General features: G+C 69.9%; 10 protein-coding genes. 7 read left to right on the forward strand and 3 right to left on the reverse strand.

Going from position 1 to position 15,862, the window contains the following annotated elements:
• Window positions 1-16: 16 nt before the first annotated feature.
• The 7 genes from I3V78_RS36130 (at window position 17) to I3V78_RS36160 (ending at window position 8,298) form a co-directional block, all read left to right on the forward strand.
• Entirely contained in the window at window positions 17-505 is a 489-nt protein-coding gene (locus I3V78_RS36130) for an NADH-quinone oxidoreductase subunit NuoE family protein (protein ID WP_204495126.1), read from the forward strand.
• Between the two features lie 27 nt (window positions 506-532).
• Window positions 533-1,867, forward strand: a complete 1,335-nt coding sequence (gene nuoF / locus I3V78_RS36135; protein ID WP_204495128.1) for an NADH-quinone oxidoreductase subunit NuoF — start codon at window positions 533-535, stop codon at window positions 1,865-1,867.
• Entirely contained in the window at window positions 1,864-2,382 is a 519-nt protein-coding gene (locus I3V78_RS36140) for an NADH-quinone oxidoreductase subunit J (protein ID WP_204495130.1), read from the forward strand. Before nuoF ends, I3V78_RS36140 begins: the two co-directional genes overlap by 4 nt.
• A 61-nt stretch (window positions 2,383-2,443) precedes the next feature.
• Window positions 2,444-2,755: an NADH-quinone oxidoreductase subunit NuoK gene (gene nuoK, locus I3V78_RS36145; protein WP_204495132.1), complete on the forward strand. Its 312-nt coding sequence runs from the start codon at window positions 2,444-2,446 to the stop codon at window positions 2,753-2,755.
• A 41-nt stretch (window positions 2,756-2,796) separates the two neighbouring features.
• Window positions 2,797-5,037 carry an NADH-quinone oxidoreductase subunit L gene (gene nuoL / locus I3V78_RS36150; protein ID WP_204495135.1) on the forward strand — a complete coding sequence of 747 codons (2,241 nt, stop codon included), beginning with the start codon at window positions 2,797-2,799 and terminating at the stop codon, window positions 5,035-5,037.
• A complete protein-coding gene (locus I3V78_RS36155; protein WP_204495154.1) occupies window positions 5,034-6,722 on the forward strand; it encodes a complex I subunit 4 family protein in 1,689 nt (562 codons plus the stop codon). The genes nuoL and I3V78_RS36155 overlap by 4 nt, the downstream gene beginning before the upstream one ends.
• 16 nt (window positions 6,723-6,738) lie before the next feature.
• Entirely contained in the window at window positions 6,739-8,298 is a 1,560-nt protein-coding gene (locus I3V78_RS36160) for an NADH-quinone oxidoreductase subunit N (RefSeq protein ID WP_204495156.1), read from the forward strand.
• A 1,713-nt stretch (window positions 8,299-10,011) separates the two neighbouring features.
• On the opposite strand, the gene I3V78_RS36165 is transcribed toward I3V78_RS36160, so the two are convergent.
• The 3 genes from I3V78_RS36165 to selB are packed head-to-tail and all read right to left on the reverse strand — an operon-like array spanning window position 10,012 to window position 15,856.
• Entirely contained in the window at window positions 10,012-11,397 is a 1,386-nt protein-coding gene (locus I3V78_RS36165) for a sigma-54-dependent transcriptional regulator (protein WP_204496924.1), read from the reverse strand.
• 35 nt (window positions 11,398-11,432) lie between these two features.
• Entirely contained in the window at window positions 11,433-13,943 is a 2,511-nt protein-coding gene (locus I3V78_RS36170; RefSeq protein WP_204495158.1) for an ATP-binding protein, read from the reverse strand.
• On the reverse strand, window positions 13,940-15,856 hold the full coding sequence (gene selB, locus I3V78_RS36175; protein WP_204495160.1) for a selenocysteine-specific translation elongation factor: 1,917 nt from the start codon (window positions 15,854-15,856) through the stop codon (window positions 13,940-13,942). Before selB ends, I3V78_RS36170 begins: the two co-directional genes overlap by 4 nt.
• Window positions 15,857-15,862: the final 6 nt, after the last annotated feature.

Raw genomic sequence — 15,862 nt, forward strand, 5'->3', positions numbered from 1 at the left:
TACGAACCGCCCCGCCATGGCGGAGCTCCTGTTCACCCCTGAAGAGCAGAAGAAGTTCGATGCGCAGATCTCCGAGATCCTGTCGCACTACCCTCCGGATCGGAAGAGCGCAGGCATGTTGCCAGCGCTTCGGGTGCTGCAGGACATCAAGGGATGGCTGCCCCCTGAAGGCATCAAGTTGGTGGCGAGCGCACTGGAAGTGCGGCCCGAGCGCGCCTACGAGGTGGCGAGCTTCTACGTGATGTATCACCTCAAGAAGCCGGGCAAGTACGTCATCGACGTCTGCACGAATCTGCCCTGTGCCCTCAGGGGCGCGGAGCAGATGCTCGCCTATCTGGAGCGCAAGCTCGGCCTCAAGGCCGGTGAGGCCAACGCGCTCTTCACCCTGCGCGAGACCGAGTGCCTGGCCTCCTGTGGCACGGCGCCCTGCCTGCAAGTCAACGAGGACCACCACGACAACCTCGACCGGGCCAAGCTCGACGCCCTCTTCAGCAAGCTCTCCTGACCCACTGCATCAAGGGATCTGATTTCCATGGCGACAACGGCATTCGAACCCGTCATCTCGACCGGCTGGGGTCAGCCCCAGTCCTGGACGATGGACTCGTACAAGAAGCGCGGGGGCTACAAGGGGCTCGAGAAGGCGCTGGAGCTCACGCAGGCGCAGATCATCGACGAGGTGAAGAAGTCGAATCTGCGGGGCCGCGGCGGCGCGGGCTTCCCCACGGGCCTCAAGTGGAGCTTCGTTCCGCAGAACAACCCCAAGCCCAAGTACCTCGCCGTCAACGGCGACGAGTCCGAGCCGGGGACGTTCAAGGACCGCAACATCCTCACGCATGACCCGCACATGCTGCTCGAGGGCATCGCGATCGCGTCCTACTCGCTCAACGTGCACACCTGCTACGTGTACCTGCGCGGCGAGTTCAAGTTCCCCGCGGAGCGCCTGCAGGCGGCCATCAAGGAGGCGTACGCGGCGGGCATCTTCGGCAAGACGCTCCTGGGCAAGGACTACGCGCTGGACGTGTACCTGGTGCGCGGCGCGGGCGCCTACATCTGCGGCGAGGAGACGGCGCTGCTCGAGAGCCTCGAGGGCAAGAAGGGCTGGCCCCGGCTCAAGCCGCCGTTCCCCGCGGTGGTGGGCCTGTTCGGCTGCCCCACGGTGGTCAACAACGTGGAGACGCTCGCCAGCGTGCCGCACGTGTTCACCCGGGGCGCGGCCTGGTACGCGGGCCTGGGCACGGACAAGTCGGGCGGCACGCGCCTCATCTGCCTGTCGGGCACGGTGAACCGGCCGGGCGTGTACGAGGTGCCGCTGGAGACGACGTTCAGCCAGCTCATCTTCGAGGACAAGTACGGCCGGGGCCTGCCCGCGGGCCGGAAGATCAAGGCCATCGTGCCCGGCGGCTCCTCGGCGCCCATCCTGAGCCCGGACGAGCTGGACATCGCCATGGAGTTCGAGGCGGTGAAGGTGAAGCAGACCATGGCGGGCTCCGGCGGGGTCATCGTCATGGACGACACCACCTGCATGGTGCGCTGCCTGTGGCGCATCGCGCGCTTCTACGCCGAGGAGTCGTGCGGTCAGTGCACGCCGTGCCGCGAGGGCACGCCGTGGCAGACGCGCATCCTGCGCAAGATCGAGGAGGGCCGGGGCGAGCCGGGAGACGTGGACCAGCTGTACAACGTGGCCTCCTCCATCGCGCCCTACCCGCCCATCGGCCTGGGCAACACCATCTGCGCGCTGGGCGACGCCGCGGCCTTGCCCACCCATTCCTTCCTCATGCGCTTTCGCGACGAGTTCGAGGCGCACATCCGCGAGCACCGCTGCCCGTTCGGCGACAAGCCCTGGGGCGCGCTGGGAGACTGGTCGTGAGCATCGAGCACGTTCTCTTCGGAGCCTTCGCCCTCCTCACGGTGGTGTCGGCCCTGCTGGTCATCTTCGCCAAGAGCCCCATCAGCTCCGCCATGTCGCTGGTGGCCACGTTCTTCTTCCTGGCCGGCATCTACGTGCTCCTGTGGGCGCACACGGTGGCGGTGATGCAGGTGATGGTCTACGCGGGCGCCATCATGGTGCTCTTCCTGTTCGTCATCATGCTGCTCAACCTGGGCGAGTCCACCGGGGGCGCGGCGGGTCCGCTGCTGACGCTGCCGCGCGTGGCCGGCGGCGTGTCGGCCGCGGGGCTGCTGGTGGTGCTGGTGATGGCCATCTGGCGCCTGCCGGACGTGGAGCCCCTGTCCGGGCAGCGCGCGGTGAGCGAGGGCTTCGGCACGCTCGCGCGGGTGGGAGAGAGCATCTTCACCCAGTGGCTGTTGCCCTTCGAGGCCGTCAGCCTGCTGTTGCTGGTGGGCATGGTGGGCGCGGTCGTGGTGGCCAAATCGCGGATTTGAGTCCGTCCCCTTCAACCCTCTGCTAGAAGGCGGGCCCGCGTCCGCCCTCCGTCCACCGGCCATGGCCAACTCCGTCGACATCAAATACTACCTCATCCTCGCCGCCGTCCTGTTCTGCCTGGGCATGTTCGGCGTGCTCGTGCGCCGCAACGCCCTGGTGGTGTTCATGTGCGTGGAGCTGATGCTCAACGCGGCGAACCTGACGTTCCTCGCCTTCGCCAAGCAGCACGGGAATGTGACGGGCCACGTGTCCGCCTTCTTCGTGATCGCCGTGGCGGCGGCGGAGGCCTCCATCGGGCTCGCCATCGTCATCGCCGTGTTCCGCAGCCGCGGCACCGTCAACATCGAAGACATCCGGACGATGAAACACTGAGGGTCCGGACCCTCCTTCCGCCCTAGAGAGCCCTGTCCGCCATGGATGCCCTCAAGTCCTTCTTCATGACCGCGCCGGTGGAGCCCGCCGAGTTCGCGCAGTCGTTGTGGCTCATCATCGCGCTGCCCCTGCTCGGGGCGTTCGTGTGTGGCGTGTTCGGCAAGCGGCTGGGCCGCGGCAACGTGCACCTCATCGCGTGCGCGTCGGTGGCCGGCGCGTTCGTGCTGTCGGCCATCGCCTTCTGGTGCGTCAACCACGCGCCCCAGGGCGGCCTGCCGGTGAGCATGGAGAACCCCTTCTCCGCGAGCGCGCTGCGCTACAGCATCGGCTACGACTACGGCATCTGGTTCGCCGCCGGGGACTTCCGGGTGAACCTGGGTCTGATGGTGGACCACCTGTCGGGCATCATGCTGCTGGTCATCACCGGCGTGGGCTTCCTCATCCACCTGTACTCCACGAGCTACATGGAGCACGACGAGAGCGGCTGGCGCTACTTCGCCTACCTCAACCTCTTCGTCGCGGCGATGCTCACGCTGGTGCTCGCCGACAACCTGGTGCTCCTGTTCGTGGGCTGGGAGGGCGTGGGCCTGGCCAGCTACCTGCTCATCGGTTTCTGGTACACGGACGCCGCCAAGGCCTGGGCGGGCCGCAAGGCGTTCGTCACCAACCGCATCGGCGACTTCGCCTTCCTCATCGCCTCCTTCCTGCTCGTGCTGCTGGTGGGCGCCTTCACGGGCCAGGCCAACCCGGCCAACTACACCAGCGTGGGCGTGGACCCCTCGGCGGCCCAGACGCGCTACGCCGAGGGCCTGGCGTTCAAGGGTCCGTTGAGCTTCATGGGCCTGGAGATCATGGCCAACGCGCTGCCCGTCACGGCGGAGAGCAACCCGGCCGCGGCGCTGTCCCTGCAGTCGCCCATCGCGCAGGGGCCGCTCGAGGGCCGCACCTTCGGGGGCGTGCTCACGGTGACGCTGCTGCTCTTCCTCCTGGGCGCCGCGGGCAAGAGCGCCCAGTTCCCGCTGTACGTCTGGCTGCCGGACGCCATGGCGGGCCCGACGCCCGTCTCCGCGCTCATCCACGCGGCCACGATGGTGACCGCGGGCGTGTACCTGTTCTGCCGCATGAGCTACCTCCTGGTGCTCAGCCCCACGGCCATGCTGACGGTGGCCATCATCGGCGCCGTCACCGCGCTCCTCGCGGCGCTCATCGCCTTCGCGCAGGACGACATCAAGAAGGTGCTCGCCTACTCCACCGTGTCGCAGCTGGGCCTGATGTTCATGGGCGTGGGCACGGGCATCTTCTGGGCGGCGGTGCTGCACCTGGTCACCCACGCCTTCTTCAAGGCGTGCCTCTTCCTGGGCGCCGGCAGCGTGATGCACGGCAACGGGGACGAGACGGACATCAAGAAGCTGGGCGGCCTGCGCCGCGAGATGAAGACCACGTGGTGGACGTTCGCCGTCGCCACCCTGGCCATCACCGGCATCTTTCCCCTCTCGGGCTTCTTCTCCAAGGACGCCCTGCTGCACGGCGTGCACCACAACCACCTGGTGGGCTTCGAGGGCGCGGCCAACGCGCTCTACGCCCTGGGCCTGCTCATCGCCGTGTGCACGGCCTTCTACATGACGCGCGTGTACCTGCTCACCTTCGAGGGCGAGCGCTCCAAGGAGGCCCGCGTGGCGCATGCCCACGAGAGCTCCGGGTACATGACGGTGCCGCTCGTGTTGCTGGCCATCCTGAGCATCGTGGCGCTGTTCTACGCGCTGCCGCTGATGCCGGGCCGCAATGGGGTGCGCCAGCCGGTCATGGAGAACTTCCTGGGCCCCGTGTTCGCCAGCGCCGAGCGCCTCGCCGCCCGGGGCGGCCAGGTGAAGCTGGACCACAGCCTGCCCTCCATCGTCGACTACCTGGTGGCGTGGGTCACGGCGCTCGTGGGCGGCGGCCTCGCGGCGTTCGCCTACCTCAAGTACTTCCCCTCGAGGGCGGGCATGCCGGCGCCGGTCTGGGCCCGCTCGGTGCGCCGCTTCACGCAGAACAAGTTCTACGTGGATGAGGTCTACGAGGCCGTCGTCATCCGGCCGGTCAAGGGGCTCGGTACCCTCGTGTTCAAGATGGTGGAGGCCTTCATCGACCGGGTCCTGGTGCACGGCACGGCGTGGGTCACCAACTTCACCGGTATCACGCTGCGCTACCTGCAGACGGGAGACGCCCAGGTCTATGCCGCGGTCATGGCCCTGGCCCTGCTCGGTGGTGCCGTCTACGCGATCATCCAGGTGCTCAATTGAGCTTCTTCGACACCCATCTGCTCAACCTCGTCGTCTACCTGCCGCTGCTCTTCGCGGTGCTCGTGGCGCTCCTGCCCGCGGGTGAGCGCGGACAGATCCGCGCCGTCACGCTCATCGGCATGGCCGTGGACCTGGTGCTCGGCATCTGGGCCTACGCGCGCTTCGAGCCCTCGGGCTCCGAGTTCCAGCTCGAGTACCGCGTGCGGTGGCTCGACCAGCTCGGCGCCAGCTACCACGTGGGCGTGGACGGCCTGTCCATCAGCCTGGTGCTCCTGACGGTGTTCCTGGGCCCGGTGGTGGTGCTCGCCTCGAGCACGTCCATCACCGAGCGCGTCAAGGAGTTCCATCTGTCGCTGCTGCTGCTGCAGGTGGCGATGATGGGCGCGCTGGTGTCGCTGGACGTGCTGCTCTTCTACGTCTTCTGGGAGGCGATGCTCATCCCCATGTACCTGCTGGTGGGCGTGTGGGGCGGCGAGGATCGTCAGGCGGCGGCGCTCAAGTTCTTCCTCTACACGCTGGCCGGCTCCCTGCTGATGCTGGTGGCCATCGTGGCGCTCTACTTCATCAGCAGCACCCCGGGCACGCGCTCCTTCGACTACGCCAGCATCTACAACAGCCTGGTGGTGGCCAACCGTGACATCGCCGCGTGCGTGAGCGCGGTGGGCCGGGACTGCACACGGCTCGACGGCATGGGCGGCATCCTCTTCCGCTGGGGGCCGTGGCTGTTCGCCGCCTTCGCGCTGGCGTTCGCCATCAAGGTGCCGCTCTTCCCGCTGCACACCTGGCTGCCGGACGCCTACGTGCAGGCGCCCGCGGGCGCGTCGGCGCTCCTGTCCGGCATCATGGCGAAGATCGGCCTCTACGGCTTCTGGCGCTTCGCCATCCCCCTGTTCCCGGCGGCGGCCCACCAGCACCGGCCGGTGCTCGCGACGCTGGCGGTGGTGGGCATCATCTACGGCGCGCTCATGTGCCTGGCGCAGCGGGACGTGAAGAAGCTCATCGCGTACTCGTCGGTGAGCCACCTGGGCTACTGCATGCTGGGCCTCGTGGCGCTCACGGGCGAGGGCGCCAGCGGCAGCGCCTACCAGATGCTCAACCACGGCGTGTCCACCGGCGCGCTGTTCCTCCTGTTCGGCTTCCTCCAGGAGCGGCGCCACTCGCGGCTGATGTCCGACTACGGCGGCATCGCCAAGGTGGTGCCCGTGTACACGACGGCCTTCCTCCTGCTCACCTTCTCGTCGCTGGCGGTGCCCGGCACCAACGGCTTCGTGGGCGAGTTCCTCATCCTGCTGGGCACCTTCAAGAGCGGCCTGGGCGTGGCCTTCGGGGTGCTCGGCACCGTGGGCGTCATCCTCGGCGCGGTGTACCTCTTGTGGATGGTGCAGAAGGTGTTCTTCGGCCCCCTCACCCACCGCGACAACCAGGCCCTCACGGATCTCAACGCGCGGGAGTTCGTCACCGTGCTGCCCTTCCTGGTGCTGGTGGTGGTCATGGGCCTGAGGCCGCAGCCGTTCCTGGATCGCATCAATCCCGCCACCGAGCGTTTCGTGGCGCGCGCCAGCCTGGGCGTGCCCGGTGCGCGTCCCGCGGGGGACGTGAACATCACGGTGAAGGGCCTGCCGCCCTCCGCCGAGGCCGCCGCTCCCCTTGATCCGCCGGCGGGCGCGCTCGCCGACCGACGCTAGTCGAGACCTTCCGACCATGAATCTGCCCAACATCACCTCGGCGGACTTCCTCCCCCTGCTGCCCGCCATCATCCTGGTGGTGGGAGCGTGCGTGCTGCTGCTCTCGGAGGTGTTCCTCTCCGCGGGCGCGTCGCGCGGCTACCAGGCGGCCCTCACCGCCCTCACGTCCGTCATCGCCGGGGCCGTGTCCCTGCGGCTGCTGTTCGAGCCCGCGCGCCAGGTGTTCCTCGGCTTTGGCGCCCTGGATCCGTTCTCCAGCTTCCTCACGTTCATCGTCTGCGTGGCGCTGACCCTGGCGGCGCTCACCGCGGCCACCTTCCTGCGCCGCCGCGGCGCCGAGCGCGGCGAGTTCTACGCGCTGATGCTCTTCGCGGGCGCGGGCATGAGCCTGCTGGGCCTGTCCAACGAGCTCATCACGCTCTTCATCAGCATCGAGGTGCTGTCGATCTCGACGTACGCGCTCACGAGCTTCCTGCGCCGGGGCACTCGTCCGAGCGAGGCGGGCTTCAAGTACTTCATCCTCGGGGCCTTCTCGTCCGCGGTGCTGCTCTACGGCGCGGCGCTGCTCTACGGGGCCACGGGCACGACGCTGCTCGGGGAGATGATCGAGCCGCTGCGCGCCGCCATGCGCACCCAGGCGCCGCTCGTGTACGCGGGCGCGGTGCTGGTGGCCGCCGGCTTCGCCTTCAAGGTCGCCGCGGTGCCCTTCCACATGTGGACGCCGGACGTGTACGAGGGAGCCCCCACGCCCGTCACCGCGCTGATGAGCGCCGGCGTGAAGGCCGCCGCCTTCGTGGCGCTCGTGCGCGTGTTCGTCACCGTGGGCGCGGGCATCAGCCCCAAGCTGCCCTTCGCGCTGTTCTCCACGCTGGCGCTGCTCACCATGGTCGGCGGCAACCTGCTCGCCCTGCCCCAGCGCAACGTCAAGCGCATGCTGGCCTACTCCTCCATCGCGCACGCCGGCTACCTGCTGCTGGGCGTGGCGGCGCTCTTCAGCGTCCAGCCGGAGACGGGGCTGCGGCTGCTGGGCGCCACCTCGGTGGTGGGCGCCAGCGCCCAGGCCGTGGTGCACACCGAGGCCTTGCGCAGCATCCTCTTCTACCTGCTCGCCTACACCGTCACCACCATGGGCGCCTTCGGCATCGTGTCCCTCGTGGAGCGGCGCGAGGACGAGGAGAAGGGCACGGCGTGGGACCGCGACCGCTTGAGCGGGCTCGCCCAGCGCCGTCCGGGTTGGGCCTTCGCGATGGCCGCCTTCATGCTGTCGCTGGCGGGCATTCCGCCCACCGTGGGCTTCATGGGCAAGCTGCTGCTGTTCCGCGCCGCCGTGGACGCGGGCCTCATCGGCCTCACCCTCGTGGCGGTGCTCTCCAGCGTGGCCGGCGCCTACTACTACCTGCGCGTGGTCATCTACATGTACATGCGCCCGGTGCCCGAGGGCGCCCAGCCGCTCGAGCGCGCGTGGATGACGGAGCTCGTGCTCGTCATCTCCACCGCCGCCGTGGTGCTGCTGGGCATCCTGCCCGGCCCCCTGAGCGAGTGGATCAACCAGGCCGGAACGTTGCTGGGCCGCTGAGACGCCCTCACGCCGCGGTTGCGACGCCCGGGCCTCACCGCCCGGGCGTTGTCGTTTCCAGGGGCATCCCCGCGCGCCAGGCGCCTTCCCGGCCCGAAAAAGAAGGCGGCCCGGCAACCCCATGGGGGATACCGGGCCGCAGGTTCTTCTCAAGAAACACGTCGGAAGACTGAAGGCGGTGGGGGGGAACCTCCTTCGATCTCGCGGCAACGTGCTTCGTCTGAGAGCTATAGCACCCCGCGTGCCACGCCCATGGGCGAGGGAAAGTCTCGCGATTCCAAGAGGTTGGCGCGGGAGGCGCGGCGAGGGCCACCTCGGGCTTTCACTCCTGCAATTGCAGCGGTGAAATGGCCTTTCACATCTGAAAGGCGGCCCGGCCCAGACGGGCTCACGGGGGCGCTCGGAGGCTCCGAGGCCGGAAAAAGAAGGCGGCCCGGTACCCTTCCGAAGAGAGGGTGACCGGGCCGCGGGTTCTTCTCAAGAAGCTCGCCAGAAGGGCTGAAGGCGGTGGGGGGGAACCTCCTTCGACCAGCTTCGACATGCTCCGACGGAGGGCTATAGCACCCCGCGTGCCACGCCCATGGACACGAGAAAGCCTCGCGATTCCAAGAGGTTGGCGCGAAGGGACCCACCGCCGCCGCGTCCAGCTTTCACTCCTGCAATTGCAGCGGTGAAATGGCCTTTCACATCTGAAAGGCGGCCCGGCCCAGACGGGCTCACGGGGGCGCTCGGAGGCTCCGAGGCCGGAAAAAGAAGGCGGCCCAGTACCCTTCCGAAGAGAGGGTGACCGGGCCGCGGGTTCTTCTCAAGAAGCTCGCCAGAAGGGCTGAAGGCGGTGGGGGGGAACCTCCTTCGACCAGCTTCGACATGCTCCGACGGAGGGCTATAGCACCCCGCGTGCCACGCCCATGGACACGAGAAAGCCTCGCGATTCCAAGAGGTTGGCGCGAAGGGACCCACCGCCACCGCGTCCAGCTTTCACTCCTGCAATTGCAGCGGTGAAATGGCCTTTCACATCTGAAAGGCGGCCCGGCCCAGACGGGCTCACGGGGGCGCTCGGAGGCTCCGAGGCCGGAAAAAGAAGGCGGCCCGGTACCCTTCCGAAGAAAGGGTGACCGGGCCGCGGGTTCTTCTCAAGAAGCTCGCCAGAAGGGCTGAAGGCGGTGGGGGGGAACCTCCTTCGACCAGCTTCGACATGCTCCGACGGAGGGCTATAGCACCCCGCGTGCCACGCCCACGGGCACGAGAAAGCCCCGCGATTCCAAGGGGTTGGCACGAGGGGACCCACCGCTACCGCGTCCAGCTTTCACTCCTGCAATTGCAGCGGTGAAATGGCCTTTCACATCTGAAAGGCGGCCCGGCTCGCGGAGGCTTCGAGGCCGGAAAAGAAGGCGGCCCGGTCCTCTCCGAAGAGCGAACCGGGCCGCGGGTTCTTCCAAAGGAAGCACATCGGAGCGCTGAAGGGGTGGGGGGGAACCACTTCATCGCCGCGTCAACGTGCTCTGACGGGATTACCTAGCACACCCCATGCCAGCCCACGTTTCCGCGCCAACCCCAGTCATTCCGGGTACTTGGCATCTCCCCTCACCCTCCGCGCGCCCCCGAGGGGCATTGCACCTCTGCAATGCCTTTGCAGGTCTGCAAATCCCCAGTGCTCTCGGGGGCTTATACGTTTCAGCGTTGAAACCTCGATTTCATTTCCGACAGGGGCCCTCACTCGCGGTGCTCGCCCCCGGCGGGGCGCAGGTTCAAGCGCTTCATCTTGCGCCAGAGGGTGGTGGAGGAGATGGCCAGTTCCTCGGCGACGCGGCCGAGGTCCGTCTGGTAGCGCTCCAGGGCCTGGGCGATCGCCCGGCGCTCGGCGTCCTCCACGGACTCGGCGAGCGTGGGCAGCCGACCGCCGCTCTCCGCCGCGAGCGGCAGGGGCGGCGCGCCCAGCTCGCCCCCCGTCACGCGGTTGGGCCGCAGGGGGAAGTCCTCGGGCAGGAGCTCGTCGCTCTCGGAGAGGGCGGCGGCCTGTTCCACCAGGTTCTCCAGCTCGCGCACGTTGCCCGGGAAGCTGTAGCCCATGAGGTGCTCCACCGCCGAGGTGGACAGGCTCTTGCGCTTGGAGCTGCGGGCATTGGCGCGCTTGAGGAAGTGCTCGGCCAGGGCCGGTACGTCCTCCAGGCGCTCGCGCAGCGGCGGCACCCGCAGCGTCACCACGTTGAGCCGGTAATAGAGGTCCTGCCGGAAGCGCTTCTCGCGCACCTCCAGCTCGATGTCGCGGTTGGTGGCGGCGACGATGCGCACGTCCACCTTCTGGGTGATGGACTCGCCCACGCGCCGGACCTCGCCGTCCTGCAGCGTGCGCAGCAGCTTGGACTGGAAGGCGGGCGTCGTCTCCGTCACCTCGTCGATGAAGAGCGTGCCCCCGTGGGCCTCCTCCACCAGGCCGCGGCGCGCGCGCACCGCGCCCGTGAAGGCCCCCTTGGCGTGGCCGAACAGCTCGCTCTCCAGGAGCGTCTCGGAGATGGCCGCGCAGTTGACGGGCACGAAGGCCAGCTTCTGCCGCCGGCTGTGGGCGTGCACCGCGCGCGCGACGAGCTCCTTGCCCGTGCCGCTCTCGCCCTGCACCAGCACCGTGGCATCGCTCTGCGCCACGCGCATGAGCCGCGAGGACAGCTCCGTCATGGCGGGGCTGCTGCCCACCAGCGCGCTCAGGCCGTGGCGCTCGTTGAACTCGCCCGTCAGCCGATCCACGGTGGCCAGGAGCTGCGCCCGCTCCTGCGCGCGCTGCACCCGGTAGAGCAGCTCGCCTTCCTTGAAGGGCTTGGTGACGTAGTCGAACGCCCCCTGACGCATGGCCTCCACCGCGCTCTCGATGGAGCCAAAGGCCGTCATCATGATGACCTGCAGCCGCGGGTTCACCTCCAGGGCCTTCTTGAGCAGGGTGAGCCCGTCCATGGGCTCCATCTTCAAGTCGGTGAGCATCAGGTCCACGCGGCTGGAGCCCAGCTTGGCCAGGGCCTCCTCGCCCCCGGCCGCCTGCTGCACGTCGTAGTTCTCCGAGCTCAAGAGGAGCGCGGTGGTGGCGCGCATGTTCTTCTGATCGTCCACGACCAGGATGTGTCCGCGAGGCGGAGAGGCGTCTTTCACGGAGGACTCGTCGGCTGGAAGAGGGGAAGACGGATGGAGAAGACGGTGCCACGGCCCAGCGTGCTCACCAGGGACACCTCGCCGTGGTGCTCCTCGATGATGCGCTTGACGACCGCGAGCCCCAGCCCCGTGCCCTGGGCCTTGGTGGTGAAGAAGGGCTCGAAGACCCGGTGCAGGAGCTCCGCGGGAATGCCGCCGCCCTGGTCGGACACGTCGATGCGCAGCATGTCCCGCCCGTCGTACAGCTCGGTGCGGGCGGACACGCGCACGGCCCCGCCCTGGGAGGACGTGGCCTGGAAGGCGTTGACGAGCACGTTGGTGAGCGCCTGGCGGATGAGCCGGCGGTCCAACGGCACGCGGGGCAGGTCCTCGGCCGCGTCGCTGACGGCGGAGATGTTCGAGGGACTGCCCTGCTGGCTCCACGCCGACTCGACGATCTCCTGGAGCAGGCGCGCCACGTCCTCGGGCTGGCGGATGGGCTCGCGCGGCCGGGTATAGTCCAAGAGGTCGCTCACCATGCGGTTGAGCCGGTCGCTCTCCTCGGAGAGGATGTCCAACAGCATGGCCGAGTCGGCGTTGGCGCCGAGCAGGCGGCGCAGGGAGGCCACGGCGTTGAAGATGACGCCCAGGGGGTTGCGCACCTCGTGGGCCACGATGGCCGACAGCTCGCCGAGCGCCGCGAGCCGCTCGCGCTTGACCATCTCCGCGCGCGCCGCGGCCAGCTCCGCGTAGGAGGCCCACAACGACTCGTAGAGCCGCGCGTTGGCGATGGCCAGGGCGATCTGCCCGCACGTGGCCTCGGCCAGCTCCAGGATGGCGGGCGAGAAGACGCGCGGCCGGCGGGTGTCGGACACCACCACCACGCCGATCAAGTCCTCGCGCGAGGTGAGCGGCAAGCCGAGCAGGGCCCGTGGCTGGAAGCGCAGGGCGAGCTCGGTGCGCGCCAGCTCCCCGCCGTTCTTGACCACGTCCGAGACGGTGACGAGCTGGCGGGCGCGGGCCACGCGTCCGGCGATCGTCAGCGAGTCGGCCACCGGCACCGTGAACCCCCGGAAGGACTCGCGCTGGGGCGAGGAGGCGGTGGCGCTGCGCAGCGTGTGGGTCTGCTCGTCGTACAGGTAGATGAAGCAGTCGGTGACGTCCAGCAGCCGCACGAGGAAGTCCGACGCCACCTCCAGGATGCTGGCCACCTCCAGGGTGGCCGCCGTGGTGCGCGCCATGTCCAGGAGCAGGCGCGAGTCGGAGAGCTGACGCGCGGACTCGGCCCGCAGGCGGCGCTGATCCATGAGCATCATCAACAGCTCGGCCAGCGTGCCCAGCAGGCGCAGGTCATCCGAGCCCAGGGGGCGCTCGGGCCCGCGCACCACGCGCAGGAGGCCCTGACGCGCCCCGCCCTGGGACATGTGCACGAGCGCGCCCCGACCCAACCGCCCTCCGGACAGCGCCCGCCAGCGGCGCTCCTCCTCCTCGCCCAGGGGCTCCACGCCCCGCGCGGGGGTCACCGAGGGCGGCGGACCCGGCGGCGTGGCGAAGGCCTCCACCAGGGGCGCGTCCAGGCCCACCCGGGCCACCAGGTGCCACTCGTCGCGCTCGGAGGACACCGGCACGTGCAGCACCGCGGCCTCCGCGTTCAACAGCGCCGTCAGCCGGGAGAGGAAGTCCTCGAGCGAGGGCGGCTCCGGCAGGGCCACGAAGCGCGCCGTCTCCGCCACGACCGACATCTCCCAGCGGCCGCGCTCCACGTCCGCCAACATGCGCGCGTCCATGAGCGCCGCGCCCACCACCTTGGCGAAGAGCGCCAGGACCGGGCCATACGAGGGCGTCAGCTCCGGGCCCGACACCCACAACAGCTCCGCGGGCGGCGCGCCCAGGGGCAGGTAGACGGGCACCGTCATCCCATCCGAGGGGCCGAACACCGGCCGGCCATCGCGCAGCGCCTGGCGGCCCGGCTCGCCGTCCTCGTCCGCCTCGCCCTTCTCGCTCAGTTCGCCCTCGTGCGTCGCCAGGAAGCGGGCCGACAGGTTCGCCTGCGTCAGGCCCTCCACCGCCAGCCGCCGCACCGCCTCCTCCGAGCGCGCCGCCACGAGCTCCGCGGACGTCTCCACCAGGCGCTCGGCGACCTGCAGCTCCCCGGGCCGCTCCCCCAGGATCAGGTGGTTGCAGAGCATGGCCCAGCCGCTGCCCTCCAGCTCCACCTCTTGCACGTGCACGGCCAGCTCGCGCGGCCCATGCCCGGCGAGCGGCGGCAGCAGGTAGCGCCGCGGCGCCTCCTGCTTGAGCATGCCCTGCTCGCGCCGCCGGTAGCGCGCCTGCAGCCGCGCCCGGTCCTCCGTGTAGAGGAAGTCGAAGAAGGAACGGCCCTCCACCTGCTCGCGGCCCAGGCCGATCATCCGCACGTAGGCCTCGTTGGCCAGACGGATGCGACCCTCCTGCACCACGGCGATGGGGTTGGTGAGACTCTCGATGAGGCTCCGCAGGGACGCCTCGCTATAGCGATTCTTCGTCATGCGCGCCGCAGCACCCGCTTCTCTCCGACCCGGAGCGTCACCTTCTCGCGGTCGAAGTGCTCCGATAGGGGAATGACGAACTTCCGGCTCAGCCCCACCAACTCCTTGAACCCCTGGGTGGAAATCTCCTTCTTCTCGCGCAGGTAGGCAATCAGGCGCTCCTTGAGCCCGGCCAGGGCCCCCGCGTCGAAGTAGAGCTCCTCGCTCACGCCCACCACCCGCCCCTCGGCCACCGCCACCCGGAGCAGCTCCCGCACCCGTGGCACGGGCAGCTTCACGCGCTCGGCCAGCTCGGTGAGCGTGGGCGGCGCGAGGCCCGCCGCCACGAGGTCCGCCACCAGTCGGGTGCGCGCCGCGTCCGCGTCCAGGGACAACGTGCGGCCCCGGCCCGGCAGCCGCAGCCAGTCCCGCTCCCCCTCCACCCGGCGGCCCTCCACCAGGGCATGCACCAGCCGGGTGAACACCCGGGCATCCAGTGTGTCCGACAGCCGTTGGCGCAGTTCCTCGCGGGGCAGCCCCTCGCGCAGGGGCTCGCGCTCGTGGAAGGCCGCGAGCAGGGCCAGGGCCCGGGCCTTGAGCCCCTCGAGCATCTCTCCCGACAGATAGAGTCGCTGTTCTCGATCCACCAGCACGATCTCCCCCCGAGCCCCCAAGGGCTCCAACACCCGGGATAATACCCTGGGTGCGAGCGCCGAACGGGCGAAGAGTTCGCGCGAGGTGAGTCCACGATAGCCGGCCTGCCGCAAGAGCCACGTCACCTGGCGGGCGGGATCCGCCTCCAACAGGGGGGCCACCACCCCCGCGCCCCCCCGCCGGCGCCGGGGCGGCGTGATGGAGAGCACCCGGCCTCCCGCGAGCGTCGCCCCCCGCCCCGGCAGGGCACGCGCGCCCCGGAGGATGAAGCGCTGCCCGGGCAGGGCCACCACCGGCGCGCTCAGCCGCAGCTGCGCGAGCGCCGTCTCCCCCGGCTCCAGCCGCTCCACATCCAACAGGGCCAGCGTCGCCTCCACCCGCGCGGTGCCCAGGTGCAAGAGCAGCTTGCGGCGCCGGGGCAGGGCCTCGGGCGCCGCGGCCAACAGGCTCACCTCCACGTCCAACATGGACGTCTCGGGCAGCTCCCCGGCGCGCACCAGCACGCCCCCGCGCGAGAGCGCCTCGGCCTCCACGCCCGCCAGGTTCACCGCCACCCGCTGCCCCGCCACGCCCCGCGACACCGGCAGGCCGTGCACGTGCAGCCCCCGCACCCGCAGGGGCCCGGGCAGCCCCGGCAGCACCGCCACGGACTCCTCCAGCGCGAGCGTCCCCGACAGGAGCGTGCCCGTCACCACCGAGCCGAAGCCCTTGAGGCTGAAGGCCCGGTCCACCGGCAGCAGCACGGGCCCCTCGGCCGAGCGCGGCGGCACGTCCCGGGCCACCTGGCCGAGCGCGGTGCGCAGGGCCTCCAGCCCCTCGCCCGTGCGCGACGACACGGGCAGCACCGGACGGCCCTCCAGGAAGGTGCCCGCCACCAGCGTGGCCACGTCCGCTTCCACCAGCGCGCGCCAGTCCGGTCCCAGGCCCTCGAGCAGGTCCGCCTTGGTGAGGGCCACCACCCCCGCGCGCACCCCCAAGAGCCGGCAGATGTCCAGGTGCTCGCGCGTCTGGGGCATCACCCCCTCGTCCGCCGCCACCACCAGCACCGCCAGGTCCACCCCCCCCGCCCCGGCCGCCATCGCCTTGACGAAGCGCTCGTGGCCGGGCACGTCCACCACTCCCGCCACCCGGCCGTCCCCGAGCACCAGGTGCGCGAAGCCCAGCTCCAGGGTGATGCCCCGGCGCTTCTCCTCGGGCAGGCGGTCCGTGTCGATCCCGGTGAGCGCCTTGACCAGCGAGGTCTTGCCGTGATCGATGTGCCCCGCGGTGCCGATGATCATCGCGCC

The sequence above is a fragment of the Archangium primigenium genome (genome assembly GCF_016904885.1).
In the GTDB taxonomy this organism is placed as follows: Bacteria; Myxococcota; Myxococcia; order Myxococcales; family Myxococcaceae; genus Cystobacter; species Cystobacter primigenius.

What these genes read in the sequence shown, in the direction of transcription:
- I3V78_RS36160 (WP_204495156.1), top strand. Translation starts at nt 6,739, where the DNA reads ATGAATCTGCCCAACATCACCTCGGCGGACTTCCTCCCCCTGCTGCCC.
- I3V78_RS36170 (WP_204495158.1), bottom strand. Translation starts at nt 13,943, where the DNA reads ATGACGAAGAATCGCTATAGCGAGGCGTCCCTGCGGAGCCTCATCGAG.
- selB (WP_204495160.1), bottom strand. Translation starts at nt 15,856, where the DNA reads ATGATCATCGGCACCGCGGGGCACATCGATCACGGCAAGACCTCGCTG.
- I3V78_RS36130 (WP_204495126.1), top strand. Translation starts at nt 17, where the DNA reads ATGGCGGAGCTCCTGTTCACCCCTGAAGAGCAGAAGAAGTTCGATGCG.
- nuoL (WP_204495135.1), top strand. Translation starts at nt 2,797, where the DNA reads ATGGATGCCCTCAAGTCCTTCTTCATGACCGCGCCGGTGGAGCCCGCC.
- nuoF (WP_204495128.1), top strand. Translation starts at nt 533, where the DNA reads ATGGCGACAACGGCATTCGAACCCGTCATCTCGACCGGCTGGGGTCAG.
- nuoK (WP_204495132.1), top strand. Translation starts at nt 2,444, where the DNA reads ATGGCCAACTCCGTCGACATCAAATACTACCTCATCCTCGCCGCCGTC.